At 48.3% G+C, this 17,359-nt stretch carries 11 protein-coding genes; 3 read left to right on the top strand and 8 right to left on the bottom strand.

Features of this window, described 5'->3' with window-relative positions; all coding sequences use genetic code 11:
• Positions 1-58 precede the first annotated feature (58 nt).
• Positions 59-1,342 (bottom strand): ABC transporter substrate-binding protein, encoded by a 1,284-nt coding sequence (locus BN2762_RS12520; protein ID WP_055107306.1) that lies wholly within the window; start codon positions 1,340-1,342, stop codon positions 59-61.
• A gap of 232 nt (positions 1,343-1,574) precedes the next feature.
• Here BN2762_RS12520 and BN2762_RS12515 point away from each other — a divergent pair, with 232 nt between their 5' ends.
• Positions 1,575-3,104 (top strand): response regulator transcription factor, encoded by a 1,530-nt coding sequence (locus BN2762_RS12515; RefSeq protein ID WP_055107305.1) that lies wholly within the window; start codon positions 1,575-1,577, stop codon positions 3,102-3,104.
• 2 nt (positions 3,105-3,106) lie between these two features.
• Positions 3,107-4,744 carry a sensor histidine kinase gene (locus tag BN2762_RS12510; protein WP_055107304.1) on the top strand — a complete coding sequence of 546 codons (1,638 nt, stop codon included), beginning with the start codon at positions 3,107-3,109 and terminating at the stop codon, positions 4,742-4,744.
• A gap of 145 nt (positions 4,745-4,889) precedes the next feature.
• Here the strand turns inward: BN2762_RS12510 and BN2762_RS26095 are convergent, their stop codons facing one another.
• On the bottom strand, positions 4,890-9,230 hold the full coding sequence (locus tag BN2762_RS26095) for a LamG-like jellyroll fold domain-containing protein (RefSeq protein ID WP_222861076.1): 4,341 nt from the start codon (positions 9,228-9,230) through the stop codon (positions 4,890-4,892).
• Between BN2762_RS26095 and BN2762_RS27735 the strand changes: the two genes are divergently transcribed.
• Positions 9,210-9,557, top strand: coding sequence for a hypothetical protein (locus BN2762_RS27735; protein WP_222861075.1), 348 nt, complete (start codon positions 9,210-9,212; stop codon positions 9,555-9,557). The genes BN2762_RS26095 and BN2762_RS27735 overlap by 21 nt on opposite strands.
• Before the next feature lie 72 nt (positions 9,558-9,629).
• On the opposite strand, the gene BN2762_RS12500 is transcribed toward BN2762_RS27735, so the two are convergent.
• The 6 genes from BN2762_RS12500 to BN2762_RS12475 form a co-directional block, all read right to left on the bottom strand.
• On the bottom strand, positions 9,630-11,144 hold the full coding sequence (locus tag BN2762_RS12500; RefSeq protein WP_392391575.1) for an alpha-N-arabinofuranosidase: 1,515 nt from the start codon (positions 11,142-11,144) through the stop codon (positions 9,630-9,632).
• 50 nt (positions 11,145-11,194) lie between these two features.
• Complete coding sequence (locus BN2762_RS12495) at positions 11,195-12,163, bottom strand: glycoside hydrolase family 43 protein (protein WP_055107303.1); 969 nt, start codon at positions 12,161-12,163, stop codon at positions 11,195-11,197.
• Positions 12,164-12,207: 44 nt separating this feature from the next.
• Complete coding sequence (locus tag BN2762_RS12490) at positions 12,208-13,611, bottom strand: arabinan endo-1,5-alpha-L-arabinosidase (protein ID WP_055109981.1); 1,404 nt, start codon at positions 13,609-13,611, stop codon at positions 12,208-12,210.
• 59 nt (positions 13,612-13,670) lie between these two features.
• On the bottom strand, positions 13,671-14,513 hold the full coding sequence (locus BN2762_RS12485; RefSeq protein ID WP_055107302.1) for a carbohydrate ABC transporter permease: 843 nt from the start codon (positions 14,511-14,513) through the stop codon (positions 13,671-13,673).
• 27 nt (positions 14,514-14,540) lie between these two features.
• The gene (locus tag BN2762_RS12480; RefSeq protein ID WP_055107301.1) at positions 14,541-15,428 is read right to left on the bottom strand and encodes a carbohydrate ABC transporter permease; all 888 of its coding nucleotides are present in this window, start codon (positions 15,426-15,428) and stop codon (positions 14,541-14,543) included.
• Between the two features lie 120 nt (positions 15,429-15,548).
• Positions 15,549-16,937: an ABC transporter substrate-binding protein gene (locus BN2762_RS12475; protein ID WP_055107300.1), complete on the bottom strand. Its 1,389-nt coding sequence runs from the start codon at positions 16,935-16,937 to the stop codon at positions 15,549-15,551.
• Positions 16,938-17,359 lie beyond the last annotated feature (422 nt).

The following is a 17,359-nucleotide window of genomic DNA, read 5'->3' as shown; positions in this document are numbered from 1 at the left end:
TCGTTCCTCTCTGGATTAGAAAAGGGACTCTTTATGAATAAAATAGTCCCCCAAAGCATTAATCTTGGTATCTGATTGAATTCGCTTTGTCATCCATTGCTTTTAAGAACTGCTCGGTAGTCGTCATTCCAGCGACCATGCCCTGCAGTTGCTTGATTCCTTCATCAATCATCGTCTGGCCCGGCATATTCGTGCCCCAGCGATCCCATAGAACCCCTACTCTTCCAGCAGCCAACACATCCTTAATGTCGTTGTATTCCTCAGGAATTTCAGTATCAATGCCTTTAAAATAGCTAAAGCCGCCCACATTGCTTTCAACGATAGTTTTCTGCACTTCTTCCGAAGCTAACAATGCCAGAACTTTTTTAGCCCCTTCTGGGTCTTTGCTGTTCTTGTTAATCCCGAAGTTCGCCGCCGGGCCACCGACGAGCCACTTCTCATCTTTATCATTTCCTAAATGGGAGAACATGCCGAATTCAATATCCCCGCCCTTTAATTGCTCATAATGCCAAGGACCGCCGTTGAACATGGCGATCTTCCCCGCCAAGAAGTCCGGTAAGATTTGCTCGCCAGAAATCCCTAGCATTTTCTCATCGATAAAGCCTTTCTTAATGATCTGCGCCCATTCATTGACGTATGGATCCAGATTGCCGGATAAAGTAACTTCCCCCTCCGCAAATTTCGTATCGAATTCCGTAGTTTGAGTGCCGCCGTTGTAAAAAGCATTTTCCAGATAGCCCACAAGCGAATGCCATGCCGTATCGCTATCCGATAGACCGAAGCCTAGCGGCTGAACCCCATGATCGGTTAACGTTTGGCAAACTTCCAGCAGCTCCGCAAACGTTTCTGGAGGAGTCAAATTATAGGTTTCGAAAATCTCTTTGTTGTACCAAACGCCGGAGTACCAGCCATAAGAAGGAATACCATAGACCTTGCCATTGGCTGACGATAGTTCCAATCCGGCTTCATTGAAGTTTGTTACGAAATCCTCATTCGTAATTTCGAGTAAATAATTCGCTTTGATGCGGGCAGGAAAGGATGCGCCGTCCATGACGATATCGGGCCCTTCACCGGCAGCTAATTGCGTACTCAGAACATTGTTAAATTGCTTCAAGTTGACGAAGGTATACTCCAGCGTATAGCCACCCTCCAGACTTTCATTGATTTTTTGAATCGTGTCCTCCATAATGTTCTCTTCATACCAGCCGATCATGGAAATAGTTTTATTCGTTTTATTGCCCAGTTTTGTGTCGTCGTTGGAACCGTTTGAACTATTAGAGCATCCGCCGATGATGAATGCGACGAGCAGTACCGATAATATGAAGATCCTTCTTTTTCTCATGGAAATCCCCCCGACCGTATTCGCTGCAGTATTGTAAGCCCTTGCAAGTTAGCTTGATTTTATTATAAGAAACAGAGACGAACCCTTAAATGCTAATTATTTTATATTCATATCGATTTTTTATTATCCGGCACTTTATGCTTGGTGGAATCCAAATAAAGACGATACAATAAGCTTAAATCGTCATTCATGAGCCAATTAATCACCGTGTTCAGCAAGAGGAGGTAGCAAAATGTTCAACATATTGATTGTCGATGACGAAAAAAAAGAACGTGACGGCATTGAAACACTGATTGCCAAAAGCCATTTCGATTTGCGCGTTATAAAGGCAAACAATGGTGAGGATGCTTTATCACGCATGGCAGATCACAAGATCGATATCTTACTCACGGACATTAAGATGCCCTTTATGGACGGGATCAGCCTGATCCAAAAACTGAAGGATCGCAGAGGGGAAATCTTTTTAATTTTATATAGCGCCTATGCTGATTTCGAATATGCGCAAAGCGCCATTTCTCTTGGTGTCAGCAAGTATTTGCTGAAGCCGATCAATATGGATGACTTCTATGAGGTGATGACGGAAGCAATCAACTGGTGCCGCGAGAAACAAGAAAAAGAATCCGAGGAGCTCGAGATTCGAAGGATTGTGGAGAACTCCAAATATTACACCCTGGAAAAGCAAATCTATTTATTATTAAACTCAGCAATCAGTCATTCCAAAGCACTCGATAAAATTTATGAACTGGTCGCCTCTTTCCGTACGCATCACTTTATTCCAATCAGCGTGTGCGGTGAAGCTAGTGATTTGATCGAAGTCATTGAAGGTGTTAAAAGCAAAGCATCCCGTCAATTTGAGTTTGTATATTCCTTGCTGGATCCAAATACCTTCTTAATCTGCCTCTTTCTGGAGCAAAACAATGATCAGCGTCACGCCAGCGAATTTGGCGATATGCTGCTTCAGACGATCCAACAGCAGTTGCAATCAACTGCTTTTATCATTGTTGGCAGAGAACTGGAGCACTTAAAAGATTTAAAGGCCGAGTACGAGATCATGAGCAAATATGCGGAATATTTCTACTTCGTTTCCACCAGCACGATTGTTTATGTGCAGCAGGATGAACAGATTATGTCCAGCCATGATGTCATGCAAATTTCAATCGAAAAAATAACGACTTGCGTAAACGTTAACAATTTCTCAGAGGCCTATACCGAGCTTGATAGAATGCAAGCACAAATTAACAACAACCGCTCCTACAGCCAAATTTTTGTGAAGTATATCCTGACGGAAATGATTAAAAAAATCAGTCAGAACACTAGCTTGAACATAAAGCCCGCTGATTTGGTCAACAGTATTTATGCAACAGAGAACCTAAAGGACACGATGCATGTCATCAAAAACATCCTTAAAAAGATTGAAGCCAAACAACAGAACAGCCTCATGCAAAGTCGAATTATCAGGACTGTCAGAGATCTGATCACGCAAGGTTATAACCGGAATGAGATGGGACTCTCATTTTTGGCGGATCAAGTACAAGTAACCCCAGCCTATCTTAGCACTCTTTTTAAAAAGGAAACGGGGCAAAACATTACGAAATTCATAGCCGATTATCGCATTGAGCAGGCCAAATATTTGTTAAAAACAACAAAACTAAAGGTGGCGGAAATAGGCGAGCAGGTCGGCTTTCCGAACTCCTCCTATTTTATTTCAATATTCAGAAATAAAGAAAATATTAGTCCTGCGCAGTACAGGGAGAGGGCATAATCATGGAGAAACTGCGAGCGATATGGAAGTCCTTATCCTTTACTAATAAATTGAAGCTATCCTATATCGTTGTATTTATGATTCCGCTTGTGCTTCTTGGCGGCTATTCCTATAGTTCCTCCCTATCCTTTCTTCATAAACAAATGAAGCAGGAAACAAATAATGCCGTGGAAAGGATAACTAAAGATATTGAGAGCAAGCTGAATCAATCGGAGGCTTCATTATCGTTGGCGGTAAACAATTACAGCTTTCAGGAGTTTTTATCTCCGCCGGAAGGCTTATCGTCTCTGGAAACGGCCCGGATTGCGGACAGCTATATCGGCCCTTTTTTATATAATGTTTTATTGTCCAATTATTATATAGACAAATTAGAAGTATACTCGACCCAGCATTTTTTCGTATTAACGGATTTACTCAAGCCCTCTAGTTCTGTGGAAGAAACGGATTGGTACAGGCAGGTCTCGTCTTCCAATGCTTTTTTCTGGTGGTCAGAGGACGAGAAGCTGTATGTGGGCAAATCGATCCGCAACTCCATTACCGGCAAATTTTTAGGCATCGCCCGGGTTCGAATCAAGCAGGATTTATTCTCGCAGAGTTTCAACTCTTTCGTAACCTTTCCTGCCAACATTACGATTTCACAAAACGAGAATCGGAAGGTGATCTACGAATATAACCCGGAGAACAACAACAAATATGGTTATACAATCACTAAGACTCTGGCACCTGTCAATTGGAGCATCACCTATGATTTCCCAAGGCAAACGATATCTTCTTTCTCGAATCTGCAGTTGCTTTTGAATCTTACAGTCATTCTCGCTTGTTTGGTATTGGTCGGTTTAATGATCCACTATCTGTCCCGTTCCATTGTCAAAAGAATTTTTATTCTGACCCATCAGATGCAGGAGGTTCGCGAGGGTAACCTGAACATAGATATCGATACTTCATACCAGGATGAAATCGGTAGCTTAGCTTCCTCATTTCAATCCATGACCACGCAGATCAACCATCTCATTAAAGAACGTTATCAATATGAAATAAAGCAGAAAGAACTAGAGTTACGGCTCTTGCAGGAAAAAATTAACCCGCATTTCTTATATAACATTCTATCGACGATCAATTGGATCGCATTGGAAAACCATCAGCATAAAATATCGCAAATGATCAATAATTTGGCCACCTTTTACCGGACAGCATTAAACCAGGGAAAGGATATCAGCTCTTTAAAGACAGAGCTGGATAACATTAAATCCTATATCGCCTTACAGCAAATTGCGCGGGAACACTCCTTTGAGGTCAATTATGAGATATGTCCAGAACTGCTGCATAAGCAGGTACCTAACTTTATTTTTCAGCCGCTTGTTGAAAATGCCATTGAATATGGCGTCGATACACTGCGGGACATGAATGGTAAAATTACGATAAGAAGCCGGGTGACTGGTATGAACTACCAGATCATTATCGAGGATAACGGCAAGGAGTTGTATAAGAAGTTTGGAGAAAGCTTGTTTGATGAGCGGCTTTATGGGTATGGCTTACGGAATGTCAATGAACGCATTCAGCTAAAAACCAGCCCTGAGCATGGCGTCCAAATTTACATTGACTCCCAAGGCACGCATACGATCGTTACCTTGCCTTTATAACAGGAAAATCAATAATGTATGCGGGTTGCTGGAAACCTCTAATTGTCGTTAATAGACGAATAAAACGGCATTTCCATCTATAAAAATACAGGCTGATCCATCGCAGAGCTTATCTGCTTATGGTCAGCCTAGTTGTGTTATGAATCTATTTAGAAGCAAGCGCCGCTACTTCATCCGCCGTAATCGCTCCTTTGTAGATATGCAGCTCGTCGATCATGCCCTTGAACGGTGTATCCCACCAGTTCACGCCCAGGCTGAAGGTGCCTTGGTCATCCAGGAACACATCCGGGAAGCCGGTACCCGTAAATTTCGCTTCTCCGTTCACGTACACGGTGACATGGCCCTTGTTGACGGTGAAGGCAAAATGCGTCCATTCTCTCGGAACTGTATTTACACCGGTTCCAGCATCATACCAGTTCGTTCCCGACCATAACATGGCACTGTTCCCTACGCCGTCATGGCCCTTCGGCTGAAAACTGATCCAGCTGTCTCCGGTCTGCGCTCCAAAAAAGGCTGGCGTATAAGGTGCAAGCTCCTCCCCATACACCCACATCGTCACCGAGTAGCTATCGCCGGAAATCAGTCCCTTCGGCAGCAGGACGCCTGACGCGCCGTCGAATACGGCCGCTTTGCCGGTTACGCCAGGCTCATAGGAAATCGTTCCGCCGGACGGTGAACCGATCATGTCCCCAATGGCCGTCCCTGCTCCAAAGCTGCCCGCCGTATCAAGCAGATGATCCTCAAAGGAAAATTTGGCTGCTAATTCGGCAGCGCTCTCGCCCGGATCAGTCGCGTATTCCTGCGATAGCTTAGCCACCAGCTCGGCGGTAATCGGCACGTCATAAATCCGTACCTCATCCATCATTCCCTTGAACGGCGTATCCCACCAGTTCACGCCCAGGCCGAAGGTGCCGTGTTCATCCGTAAACACATTCGGGAAGCCGGTGCCTGAAAACTTCTGCACGCCATCGACAAAAACTTTTACCGTTCCGCGATCAACCGTAAAGGCCACATGATGCCATTCATTGGCGCGGATTCTGGAGCCGGTCGTCGCATCGTACCAAGACTCGCCCGACCATAGCATCGTGTTGTTATCCCAGGATTGCGGCACCAGGCTGATCCAGCTGTTATTCGCCTTTGCGCCGAAGAAGCTCGTCGCAAATTGCGTGTGCTGCTCCACATTCAGCCACATGGCGACAGAATATCGGTCGCTGGCAATCAGTCCATCCGGCAGTTTAATCCCGGAATTGCCGTCGAATACCGCAGCTTTGCCTTTTACCCCTTCATCATAGGTTATTGTGCCGCCAGTGTTGTCGACCCGGTTGCCAGTGACCGTACCTGCGCCAAAATTGCCGCTGGAGTCGCGCAAATCCCCTTCAAAGGAATACTGTGCCGCCAGACCGTAAGCAGGGTCGATCGGTACAACCACGATCTCGAATGTTTTCGTTGCAGTAGCCGTTCCTTTCGCAATGGTCGCCGTAAGCGTGGCCGTCAAATTCGCTTCGCCAACTTCCGGCGGTGATATAATACCCTTGTCGGTAATGACCGTTTCATCGGAGGTTTGCCAGGAAATGACCGTACCGCGGGCACCTGCCGTTGGCAGTGTTAAATGGGTCATGACCCGGCTCGTATCGCCAAGCTCCAGAGCATTCTTCACATCACCCACGATCTGTTCGTCCGTTCTGTCCGGCTGCCGGATGCCCCAAACCGTCTCTCCAACGGAGGAGATCGCGGTAAATGTCATCGTCTCCCGCTCGAGCGCCGTATCCCACTGGCGGACGAATACTCCGTCATAGGTTACTCCGTCTATCGTAATGGCCGCTAAATAGTCACCCTGCAAATCCCATGTTCCAGTGGCATCGCCTGTAATCGTCTTGTCCTCGTTCAGACGGATGTTCACCGCAGGCGTGATATTGCCGGAATAAGCAAGCCCATGGTTTACAAATTTATAATCGCCGGCAATGTCTCCAGCATTCACCGCTTGAATCGTCTCCCCGGCATAACGCTCCGGCGCGACCACGAACCAGCCGTCTTTATTCAAGAACATTTGATGGACGCGAAGCTCATGTGCCTCGCCCCTTTGCGGAAAACGCGTATGGAACAGCAGAAAATATTTCCCCGACTCCTCCTCGTAGTACACGGAGTTATGTCCAGGCGACGCATAGCCGTATCCGATCCCCGTCCCCGGCTCTCCGACCTGCCGCTCAAACAGGAAGTTGCCGATCATTTTGATGCCGAACGGCGAGTTATCGGTATTGCCCGGCAGAACAGCATTGTTCCCCGCCGCATCTACATATGGGCCGTCGGGCTCCGTCGCCCGGAACAACCTCATGTTATAGCCGCCGTCCGCCCCAAGCCATCCATAAGTCACATTTAAGAAGTAATAACCTGTATTCTTGTCATAAATAATGTACGGTCCTTCCCCAGATTTCGTATATCCGCCAGCGATTTTGGTACCGAAATAACGATCGATAATTCGGCCGTCCATCGTAAGACCATCCTGACCCGGATATATTGCCCGGCCTGTCTGCGGATCGAGCTCAAGGACGAAAATTCCGCCGGACCAGGAGCCATAGGTCATCCACAGCCTTCCGCTGCTATCCGTAAACAATGTCGCATCAATAGCGTTCGGATACATGCTGTTGTTATAGGAGCCGTTGCTGTTGAACCAATTCGGATTGCTTCCGGTCAATGTACCGTCGTCGATCAATGCCTGAATATTCGTATTCGTCCATTTCTTATTGATCTGGCTATCGGCATCGTAGGCGTCGTTTCTCGTAAATCCCGAATATACGATCGTATCCACATATTGATAAGGACCTTCGATGTTTTTGGATACCGCATAACCGATCGCCGACCGGATATAGGTGGAGGATGCGCTGTAATACATCATATAAGCGCCCGTAGTGCCGTCCTCGTTCACGTAATGCTCGTTCCAGAAGACGTCCGGCGCCCAGACGGAGAAGCCGCCTTTACTGTCGGAGTCATTCTCACCAGCCCAGGCAAACGAACCCGCCAAATTGGCAGACAAATCACCGAAAATCACATTCCCCGGCGTCTCGTACCCATTCGTGAACCGGGTCCAGTTCATCAGATCGGCCGACTTGGCCGCCTCGATATGAGAGCCGAATACGTAATATGTGCCGCCATCCTTGATAATGGACGGATCATGTACGGACACCTCGGTAAATGCCGGCTTTGCCCCCGGCTGCGGATTTGGCGCCGGACCCGGGTTTGGCGCCGGATTCGGGCTTGGCGATGGACCGGAAGTTGATGGCGAGCTTGAACTAGAACCTCCGGGCGTATTTGCGCTTCCATTGCCAGGGACCGAATCTCCCTCGCCTTCACGGGCGAGTCTCTTATCGTTTGAATGAATGATTCCCTTGCCTCTAACCGGAATCGTCTTGTCTACTTGAATAACGGCCTCTTCGATTACACTGCCTTCATGAACGATCAGCACAGCCTGCTGACGAAGAACGAGCTTCTTAATCAAGCCCTGCAGCAAGCTAAGCTCTGGATTCGAGAAGGAACGAACCTCGACCTCAGCGAATTCTCCTGATAGCTGCACCTTCGACTGCTTCGGCAATGCCTTATCCAATATCACTTGTATGAAACCTTCAGCCCTGTCCGTCAGCGCCTCTTCCTCCAATTCGGCGCCAGACAGGACAATAGTCTGCTGGATATTTGTACGGCCTTTGGCCAGCAGTCTGATTTTCCCGTTCCGCTGATTTACAATGATTTCACGAAGTTCAGAGTCGGCTAAGATGACTTTGTTCTCCCCGCCCCCGTTCACGTACACCTTGCCCTGTACCTTGACGTTGTCGAGCGTCACATCTCCCTCAGCAATCCCTTCTGTCAAATACAGATTGCCTTGAATCGCTGCATCCTTCAGGATAATGCCGCTGCGATTGATGACCGCATTCCGGTACAAGCCGCCCGTATGCGCGCCTTCCTGATTGAACACCTCGCCGGACAGCTTGCCGAGCAGAACAAGCGCCTCGGCTCTCGTTACGGGATTGCCGCCTCTAAAAGTATGATCGGGATATCCGCTCGCATAGCCGCCTTCCAGCAGCGCAGCTACCGCCGGGGCACTCCAGGAAGGAAGCTTCTCTACATCCTGAAGCTGCCGCGCCGCGCCGGATGAAGCAGAGGGCTGCAGTGCAAACACCTTCGCCAGTACGACGGCCGCTTCCTGCCGCGTAATCACTGCGCCAGGACGTACAGTTCCGTCCTCATACCCGCTCAAATAACCAGCTGTAATCGCTTTCTTAATTTCTGAATAATAAGCATCCTCTGCATGAATATCCTTAAAAGGAATTTCGTTCATTGCTGAGAAATTAAATACCTTATTGACCAAGGTCACAAATTCAGCTCTCGTTATCGCCTGATTCGGCTTAAACGACCCATCGCCATAACCGTGAATCAGCCCTTTCTGAACCCAATCGGCAAACGGCTTCTCCGCCCAGTGGCCCTTTATATCGGTCACGTCGATTATATCGGTTATGCCGCTTATGTTGCTTATGTTGCTTATGTCGGTTATGTCGGTTATGTCGCTTACGCCACTTACATCAGTTACGGCATTTGCATCGCTTACGTCACTTACGTCCCTTACGGCATCTACAGCATTTTTGCTGCTTATGCCACTTTCGTCACTGACGCCGCCTATGCTGCTTCCGCCGCTACCCGAACCGGCAGGACCGCCATGCTCGGCAAAAGCCGCGGCAGGCATCAGCATGGTCAAAGTCAATACTACGGCCAGCAGCTTTTTCCATCCTCGCTTCACATTCATTTCCCCCTCTATGGATTCCTGTAAATAAAAGAACCGACAGCGTACTGGATTGATGAGTGCTCCATCTCGCTGTCGGTCCTTGTTCTTGTATGAACCTTACTCTACGGCAATCGTGACGACGGACATGGCCGGCAGCTTGACCGCCAGCTTGCCGCCCTGCACGGCAGCCCCGGTGAATTCAGACGGCTTGACGGCATCCGGCTGTTCAAAGGTATTGTGGGCATTCATCTTGTCAGCCGTGAGGATCGTTCCGGATACCTTCGCACCAGCAGCATCGATGCCGCGCAGCTCCAAGTCGAGCACAGCCTCCTGCTGGTGATCGATATTGCACAGGCTGATATGGATTTTGCCCGCAGCATCCCTTGAAGCGGATACCGTCACCTGAGGCAGCTTCTCGCCATTGTATTCGTACTCGCCGAAGGTGGAGTCAACGGCCAGCAGCTCGGCGTCCTGATGGACTTTGTACATGTCGAACACATGATAGGTCGGCGTCAGGATCATTTTCTCGCCTTCCGTCAGAATCATTGCCTGCAGCACGTTGACAGTCTGAGCAATGTTCGTCATTTGCACGCGGTCGCAGTGGTTGTGGAAAATGTTGAAATGCAAGCCCGCTACCAGCGCATCCCGGATCGTGTTCTGCTGATACAGGAAGCCCGGGTTCGTTCCCGGCTCCACATCGAACCACGTGCCCCATTCGTCGATAATCATGCCTACGCGTTTATCCGGATCGTATTTATCCATGATCGTGCTGTGCTTGGTGATTAATTCATCCATATGAAGAGCTTTCTTCATCGTGATAAACCATTCATCCTCCGGGAAGTCAAGCGCCGATCCTTTACCCAGCCAGAAATCCCCCGGAATCGTGTAATAGTGCAGACTTAAGCCGTCCATAAGCCAGCCCGCGTTCTTCATTAACACTTCCGTCCAGTTATAATCGTCCACATTCGCCCCGCCGGCGATTTTATAAATTTTGTTGTCCCCGTAATTACGCACATAAGTCTGATAGCGGCGGTACAAATCAGCATAATACTCTGGACGCATATTTCCGCCGCAGCCCCAATTCTCGTTCCCCACTCCAAAATATTTCAGCTTCCACGGCTCTTCCCGGCCATTCTCTCGTCTCCAGTTCGCCATGGGGGATTCGCCGTCAAAGGTCATATATTCGACCCATTCCGACATCTCCTGAACCGTTCCGCTGCCCACGTTGCCGCAAATATACGGCTCGCATTCCAGCAGCTCGCAGAGCAGCATGAATTCGTGGGTTCCAAAATGATTATTCTCGACTACGCCGCCCCAATGGGTATTAACCATGCGCTTGCGGTTTTCCCTGGGACCTACGCCGTCCTTCCAGTGATATTCGTCGGCAAAGCAGCCCCCCGGCCAGCGCAGTACCGGAACCTTGATATGCTTCAGCGCCTGAAGCACATCATTCCGAATCCCCTTCGTATTCGGGATTGGGGAATCCTCCCCGACCCAAATGCCTTCGTAAATGCAGCGGCCAAGATGCTCCGAAAAATGGCCGTAGATGTTCTTATTGATTTTCCCTTTGCGAATGTCCGCATTGACGATCACATTATTCTTCAAAATGATGCCCTCCAGATCATTGATCATTATCTAAGCCAATCAGCAGTCCATCCATCTTTCACAGCAGCAATCGTCTGTTAGCGCGTCTTCTGCGCGTCCGGCACGGGCTCCCCGAAGCACGGTGTCCCGTCCTCGTTCCAATGAAAAATTTGGGCGCGCGTATGCCGGTTAGGGTCATACAGAGGATCCCCTGTAATCTCCTTATAGTTGCGGGCATGATAAATGAGGACATCCCGGCCGTCCTCCGTTACGGTAAAGCTGTTATGACCCGGACCATACTGCCCGTTCTGCTCATTCGTTTGAAAGACGGGAACCGGCGATTTGGACCAGGATTTCGGATCGAGAAGATCCGCATCTTCGTCAGCATACAGCAGTCCCATGCAATAATTGTGATCCGTGGCGCTCGCTGAGTAGGTCATGAAGATTTTCCCGTTACGCTTCAGGATCGCAGCTCCTTCATTCACCTTGAAGCCGATGATCTCCCAGTCATATTCCGGGGTCGAGATCATTACCTGCTCTCCCGTGAGCGTCCATGGATTGCTCATCTTGGAAATGTACATATTCGAGTTGCCCTCGATTTCCGGGTCCTTCTGAGCCCAAACGTAGTACAGGTCACCGCGATGCTCGAACACGGTGGCGTCCAGGGCGAAGGATTCCCAGCGGGTACGAACCTGCCCTTTCTCCACCCAAGTCCCCTCCAGCGGATTGGCAGAGCTGTTCTCCAGAACGTACATCCGGTGATCGAACAAACCGTCCTTCGTCTCGGTCGTTCGCGCAGCAGCGAAATAGATATACCATTTTCCCTGAATATAATGAATTTCCGGAGCCCAAATGTTGGCGCTCAGCGGGCCTGTATCATATTTGCGCCAGGCCACTATAGGCTCAGCCTCTCCAAGTCCTTGAATGGTCGAGGATCTGCGAACTTCAATACGATCGTATTCCGGAACGGAAGCCGTAAAGTAATAGTATCCATCGCTATGCCGATAAACCCAGGGATCTGCTCTCTGCTCTACAATTGGATTGATAAATTCTTGGTTAGTCGTCATTCTGGTTTCTCCTTTTGAGTCATATTGTTAAGCCTGGGGCAGGCTCAGCTCTCTCCTGGAGCCTCTCGCTTGCCCCAGATCGAAATTCCACGTTCATCCAATCCGGTAAACACAAGGGTCTGAACCCCCTTCTCCCAATCCCATGAAGGAAGCAGCTGAACGCTCGCCTTACGTCCCTCGCCCTCCGGAACCTCCTCCCAGGTCAAATTTAGCGTCCTCCGCCCGTCGAATGTCCAAGCTCCCTTTCCACGCCTGCCTTCGAGCTTCCCATCTGAATGAAGGATAAGCGGATCGGACTCTATCATTCCATCCACAAGCGGGTCGATTTCAATTCGCTGCCATTCCCCGGCAACCATCGCCTCGGGTATATCCTGCTCCTTCTCCCCGGCATATCTCTCCGGTGAAACGACCGGCCATCCGTCCTCCGTCCATAGAATTTTGCGGATATGGAGGTATGACCAGTGCTTATCCACCTCTCCGCGCGCATGGTGCACGATATAATAATCATCGCCATCCTTGAGCACCGAGTTGTGGCCCGGTGCGACCCAGCCTTCATCCTCGCCGAATTTGTAACCGCCCAGCACTTTATTGCCAATTTCGTACTGAGGCTGAAATTCCGTATCCGTCATTTCCCGGCCGTTGTAATCCACATAAGGACCCGTAATGGAATCCGAACGGGCTACGCGCACGTTGTAATCTTCAAATAAAGAATCATAAGACACGAACAAATAGTATTTCTTGAACTTCTCGTTGTAGATGATATAGGGACCTTCCACCGCTCCGTCCTCGGTAACGGGATCTCGTGCGGCTATTCGCGTGCCGAACCCTTCTTCGCGAGGCTTCCCGGTAGCCGGATCCAGCTCAATGATGTGGATTCCGCCAAAGAATGAACCGTAGACCATCCACATCCGGCCTTCAGTATCTGTAACAATGTTAGGATCGATAGCATTAAGCGCATCTTCACTTCTCGTTTTGAGCACAGCTCCCTGATCCGTCCACGGCCCTTCGATCGATGGGGAAGTCGCCATGGCAATCATGGATTGCCTGCTGCCAAACGTAGAGGCCGAGTAATAAAGCCGATATTCATCGCCGTGCTTAACGACGTCGGGTGCCCAGAGGTTGACGGCACTGGACCATGCACCAGCTTCCTCCGGTATGCCCGGCAGGGCATAGCCCACCCACTGCCAGTGAATCAGATCCGCGGATTTGCGGACCATGACCCCTGGCTTCGGTTCTCCGCCAACCTTAACGTCCGTCGAGAATACATAATAGCCGTCTTCGGTCTTTATAATGCCGGGGTCATGGGCATTGTTGACCGTCCACTTCTGTTCGTCGTGAAGCACAGACGTATCGTACATGGCCGTCTCCCCTGGGGGATCGGGAAATACCGGCTGAGGCGTTCCTTTCCCCGAGCAGCCTACCAAGCCGACTAGCATCAATATGGGCATTCCTGACAGCACCGCCTTCTTTAAAAAATTCATAGCTATTCACCACCCTGCCGCCTCGCTTATCCCTTCACCCCAGAAATTGCGACCGACTCGATAATTTGTTTCTGGAACACAAGGAATATAATTAAAACTGGCAGAAGCGCGATAACGGAAGCCGCCATAATCAGCGGATAGTCCGTCTGTATAGCATAGGTAGCGTTAAAATTCGCAATGACAAGCTGCAGCGTCATTTTCTCCGGAGAGCTCAAATAAATGATCGGCGCCAAATAATCGTTCCAGATGCCCATGAACCATAAAATGAGCTGGGCGGCTACCGCCGGCTTGATCAATGGAAACGTAATGACCGAGAACAGCCTGAAATACGAGCTGCCATCGATTTTTGCCGCTTCAATCACCTCGTTCGGGATGCTGATCAAATATTGGCGCAGGAAGAAAATCATGACGATGTTGCCGAATAAGCCGGGAACAATAAGCGGAAGCAGCGTATCGATCCAACCGAGCTTCGAGAACATCATAAATTGCGGAATCATCACCGCAGGATATGGAATCATCATGGCTGAAAGCAGCATGAGAAAAATCTGATTCTTGCCGGGAAATCTGAGCTTAGCAAATGAGAATGCGGCCAGACTTGAAGTAAACGTACCGACAACGGTAACCGAAACAGCGATAATGATGCTGTTCTTGATCCCGCTAAGCAGGGGTCCCGCTTCCCAAATTTCCAGGTATTTTCCCCATTGCGGATTTTGCGGGATCCATACCGGCGGCAAAGCAAATACATCCATTTTCTGTTTGATCGAAGTAGATATCATCCACAGGAGCGGGGCTATCATAAAAACGGCTCCGATCAACAGGATGATGAAAATAATCGTGTTCGTCAGCTTGAGTCTAGTCGAATGAGACATATTCATATTCTCTCCTTTCCCTTATGCTCAAATATCAAAGGATGATTTTTCGTTCATTTTGAATTGAATCAGGGTCACAATAAATATGAATATGCCCAGAACGACGGCCATGGCGGAGGCATAACCCATTTGCAGGTTACTGAAGGCCTTTTGCCAGATATAGAACACGACGGAAGCCGAGGAGTATTCCGGTCCCCCCGTAGATGTCATAATGTTAATTTCCGTAAAAATTTGCGAGCCGCCGATAATATTCGTTACAACGATGAAAAAGGTCACCGGCTTCACCATCGGCCAGGTAATATGACGGAAGGCTGCGAAGCCGTTCGCGCCATCCAGCTCCGCGGCTTCATAGTAGGAGCGGGGAACGCTTTGCAATGCGGCTAAATACAGGAGCATCGTATAGCCCAGGCCCTTCCACACCGTCATCATAATCAGAGCAGGCTTGACCGTATGCTTGTTCATCAGCCAGTTAGGCCCTTTGATGCCGAAGATCTCCAGGAATTGGTTGACTAGTCCATAGTCGCCGTTGAACGCCCAGCTCCACATAATTGAAATCGCAGCCAGCGAAGAAATGACCGGAACATAATAAATAACCCGGAACGTCGTTGTTCCTGGTATGCCCCGATTCAGTCCCAATGCCAGCAGCAGGGCCAGGAGAATACCGATCGGGATGCCGATCATCATGAATATTGTATTGAAGCTGGCTTTATGGAACAGTTCATCCGTGAACAGTTCCTTGAAGTTGCTCAGTCCTAAAAAATTCATCTGTCCCAAGCCGTCCCAGTCCGTAAACGAACCGTAGAAGGAATAGGCCACAGGAAACAAGGTGAATAGCAGGAAGCCTATAATAGGAGGAGAAACGTACAGCAAGCCGTACAGCTTTTCTTTTCGATAGAGATTTGATTTCGTTTTCATGTGGTTCACCTCTATTTCGGATACCAGAATGAAAATGATGCTAGCCCCTTTGTATAGCAACCTCAGTGACTAACATCATTTTGCATACTGGATGAATACAATTCTAACCTTGCAGCTTCATTATTTTTTCTTCGACTTTTGCTCCTGCTCGATCGCTTTATCCAGCAATTTTTGCATTTTTGGCTGTTCCTGCTTCACATATTCCGCAGCCGTAATTTTGCCGTCCAGCACAGGCTGAATATCGGTAAAGAACAGGTTGTACCACTCAGCATTATAGGTGTAGTGGCCAGGCAGCACTCTGCCGTACTCTCCTACGATATCAAGGAACTCCTTCTTGTTCGCCGGCTTGGTTGATGTATCTGCAGCCCACTCTTCAGCCATGTCGATCAGGTTCGGAATTTGCACCTTGGCATTCACCAGCATTTCCATGCCTTCCTTGGACGCGGTTAAATAGCTCACTAGGGCCACGGCTTCCTCCGGATACTTCGTTTTCTCGGATACGCCGATTCCCAGCGATCCGATCCATGTGGCCGGCTTGCCTGTCGAGCCTGCCGGATAAGGCATTAAATCATATTCGAACGGCAATGATTCGTAAGTACTCATATCCCAAGGGCCTACCGGGAAGAAGGCCAGCTCGCCCTTCATCCAACGCTGGTAGGTATCCAGTGTTTGCGCATCTTCGGCGGAAGGTGTAATTTTATGAACATTTTGCATGTCGGCAAAGAATTGCAGCGCTTCCGCAAATTTCGGATCATCAATCGTGACCTTCGTTTTTGTCTCGTCAATCCAGTCTGCACCATTACTCCAGACCAGCGACTGCAATACCCAGTTCACGTTGAAGCCGGTTCCATATTGATCGATCTTTCCGTCTCCGTTCGTATCCTTCGTCAGCTTTTTATTCACATCAATGAATTCGTCCCAGGTCATAGGAACGTCATTGTCCGGCAGAGGGATGCCCTCTTTTTCAAACATCGTCTTGTTGTAGCCCAGCGCGAATGGACCTACGTCCTTCGGCATGCCATAAATATCGCCCTGTCCGGTCATATCGCCATCATAGCGGTACAAGTCCACACCATATTTCCAAATGTTATCGAGGTTGATGTCCTCGCTGTAATTCAAGTAAGGCGTAAGGTTCTTCAGAATGCCGCTGTTCACGTAGGCTTTTAAATCGCCTGATTCAAAATAGAATACGTCGGGCACTTTATTGCCCGTAATTGCGGCTTTCAGCTTCGTGGCATATTGATCCGCTGCCGTAACGACCATCTTAACCTTTACGCCAGGATGATCCTCTTCGAATTTCTTCACGACCTCTGTATAAGCCTTCTGTTCGTCCGTACCACCGCGATACATGAATGTCAGCTCTTTAGTCTCTGAGGATTTGCCAGCATTCCCGTTACCGCTGCCGGTTTCTGCCTCACCGTTCCCTTTGCCTCCGCAGCCCGCCAGCACGGTTGAGAGGATAAGAATGAGCGAAACGAGCGCAAACCAACTTTTTTTCTTGACCACCATAAACCCTCCTAATGAATATTGATTTAACACTATATCGAGATATAAATGTTAATCCTGAGCAAACTTCAACCTTCAATTAAACTTAAAATGATTCCAAGACGCTTGAATGAATCCGTTTGCAATTATAAAATAACATATAGCAGCTAGATTGTAAATATATAAATCTAAATCTTTTTATGTATTTATGAAATTAATTATTTTTCGACTATGATTCCGCTAAAAATAACGTGTTTTCACCTGGAAATCCGATTTTAGTTTTACATAAATACATAATACTTTAGGGTGTTTTTCTAAATTTTCTATTTCTTAAAGAGGGATTTTACAATTGTTGATGCGATCCCCCTATAAATTCAATCTATAATTTATTTTTATCTAAAACAAAATGAAGCCATAAGATATGAAAGAGATGCATAATGAAGAAA

It is taken from the genome of Paenibacillus ihumii (assembly GCF_001403875.1).
Classification (GTDB): domain Bacteria; phylum Bacillota; class Bacilli; order Paenibacillales; family Paenibacillaceae; genus Fontibacillus; species Fontibacillus ihumii.
This window is presented reverse-complemented; position numbering and strand designations above follow the sequence as displayed.